Genomic DNA, 1,483 nt, shown 5'->3' with positions numbered 1-1,483 from the left:
GAATTACATGGCAAGGGTCTTGGGCAGAAGAGTCTGCATCGTCTGCTTTCATCCGTTCGTAGCTTTTATCGTTATCTTAACCGTGAGGAAAAGGTTAAAGATAACCCTGCCCAGAGGGTCACCGCACCCAAGGTGGGCAGGAAGCTGCCTGTCACCATGGATGCCGATCAACTCACTGCGCTTCTTGATCGGAATGATGATGATCCATTAGTGATCAGGGATCTGGCTATCCTTGAACTCTTCTACTCCTCAGGACTGCGCCTGGCGGAATTGGTTGGATTGGATCTCAACAGTTTTCAGGATGAGTTCAGGCAGGTGACAGTTCTGGGCAAGGGCAGAAAAGAACGATTGTTGCCAGTGGGTCGAAAGGCTCGTGAAGCCATAAAAAAATGGCTGTCCGTCAGAGTTATTTTTCCTGAAAAAGACAGCGAGGCGCTGTTTCTCTCAAAACAGGGACATCGTATCAGTGCCCGTCAGGTGCAAAACCGTGTGAGCCAGCTTTCCAGAGAAGCCGGACTCTCAGGACGAATGCATCCTCACCTTTTGAGACACTCTTTTGCCAGTCATCTGCTGGAGTCCAGTGGCGATCTGAGGGCAGTTCAGGAGCTGCTGGGGCACAGTGATATCGCCACCACCCAGATATATACCCATCTTGATTTTCAGCATCTGGCCGACGTATATGATAAGGCTCATCCGAGAGCACAGAGAGTCAGTAAGGAGTCCTCTGTTTATGAAAAGTCTCACAAAGAGGAAAGACTGACCGAAGATCAAGAGCCTTCAGCTAACAAAGAGCCTTCAGCTAACAAAGAGCCTTCAGCTAACAAAGAGCCCAAAAGGAAAAAACAATGATAAAGCTGATCACTTTCGATCTGGATGACACACTCTGGGAAAACATGCCAGTGCTGATTCGGGCAGAACAGAAAGCCTGGAAAAAACTCTGTGAATACTGGCCAGAAACCCACGAGAGAATGACACCCAAAGAAGTGTTCGAGTATCGGGTCAAACTGTTGGAAGATCGTCCGGAGCTCAGATATCAGATTACGGAACTGCGCCGGTTTTCTCTGCAGAAGGTTCTGCAAAACTGTGATTGTCCTGAATCAAGAGCTGAAGAAATTGCCGGTGACCTGATGCGGGAGTTTATGGAGTGGCGTCATGATGTGAAATGTTTTCCGGAAGTTCAGCCGGTTCTCTCTCACCTGTCAGCAGACTACACTCTGGCTGCGGTCACTAATGGTAATGTCGATGTAGAGAAATTATCGGTCAGTGAGTTTTTTGATTTTGCTCTCAAGGCAGAAGATTACAACAGTCTGAAACCGGAACCGACTCTATTTTTGAAAGCCATGGAACGTGCCGGAGTTACTCCGGACGAGACCCTTCATGTAGGAGACTGCCTGAAAGCCGATGTGGCAGGTGCCGGAGCATTGGGAATTGGTACCGTCTGGTTTAATCCTGCTGATAAGGCATTCAGTGGCGATCGCAGACC

The 1,483-nt window shown here is 48.8% G+C and carries 2 protein-coding genes; both read left to right on the top strand.

Features of this window, described 5'->3' with window-relative positions:
* Positions 1-849: tyrosine recombinase XerC (locus KDK17_RS13255; protein ID WP_257288256.1), on the top strand; the 849-nt coding region annotated here is incomplete at its 5' end.
* On the top strand, positions 846-1,483 hold a 638-nt coding region (locus KDK17_RS13250), incomplete at its 3' end, for an HAD-IA family hydrolase (protein WP_257288255.1). The genes KDK17_RS13255 and KDK17_RS13250, both read left to right, overlap by 4 nt.

This window comes from Endozoicomonas sp. SESOKO2, assembly GCF_024606245.1.
Lineage (GTDB): Bacteria > Pseudomonadota > Gammaproteobacteria > Pseudomonadales > Endozoicomonadaceae > Endozoicomonas_A.
Note: the sequence above shows the minus strand (reverse complement) of the source record. Positions and strands in the feature narration are given on the sequence as shown.